1 protein-coding gene is annotated in these 800 nt (G+C 66.9%); it reads right to left on the bottom strand.

The window, feature by feature from the left end; translation table 11 throughout:
- Window positions 1-800 (bottom strand): electron transfer flavoprotein subunit alpha/FixB family protein (locus J8I33_RS34260; RefSeq protein ID WP_209940003.1); only part of this gene is annotated, 800 nt, incomplete at both ends.

Below are 800 nucleotides of genomic sequence, written 5' to 3'. Positions count from 1 at the left end.
AGGCCGTAGTCGGCCACGCTGAAGATCGGTGCTTCGGGATCCTTGTTGATCGCGACGATCACCTTCGAATCCTTCATGCCGGCCAAGTGCTGGATCGCACCCGAGATGCCGACCGCGATGTACAACTGCGGCGCGACGATCTTGCCGGTCTGGCCGACCTGGTAGTCGTTCGGCACGTAGCCGGCGTCGACTGCCGCGCGCGAGGCGCCGAGCGCTGCGGACAGCTTGTCGGCCAGCGGCTCCAGCACCTTCGTGTAGTTCTCGCCGCTGCCCAGACCGCGGCCGCCCGACACGATGATGCTCGCCGACGTCAGTTCCGGACGGTCCAGCTTCGTCACTTCACGGCTCACGAACTGCGACTTGCCGGCGTCGGCTGCCGCTTCGATCTTGTCGACCGATGCGCTGCCGCCTTCCGCCGCCACCGGATCGAAACCCGTCGCACGCACCGTGATCACCTTGATCGGATCGCTCGACTGCACCGTCGCGATCGCGTTGCCCGCGTAGATCGGACGCTCGAACGTATCGGCCGAATCGACCGCCGTGATGTCCGAGATCTGCGCGACGTCCAGCTTCGCGGCGATGCGCGGCGCGATGTTCTTGCCGTAGGCCGTCGCCGGCGCGAGGATGTGCGAGTAGTCCTTCGCGATGTTCAGCGCGGTCGCTTCAACGTTTTCCGCCAGGCCCTCGGCCAGTTGCGGCGCGTCGGCCAGCAGCACCTTCGAAACGCCCGCGATTTTCGCTGCCGCATCGGCCGCCGCTTGCGCGTTGTGGCCCGCGACCAGCACGTGGATGTCGCCGCC

This window comes from Burkholderia sp. AcTa6-5 (assembly GCF_017815075.1).
GTDB classification, from domain to species: Bacteria; Pseudomonadota; Gammaproteobacteria; order Burkholderiales; family Burkholderiaceae; genus Burkholderia; species Burkholderia sola.
Note: the sequence above shows the minus strand (reverse complement) of the source record. Positions and strands in the feature narration are given on the sequence as shown.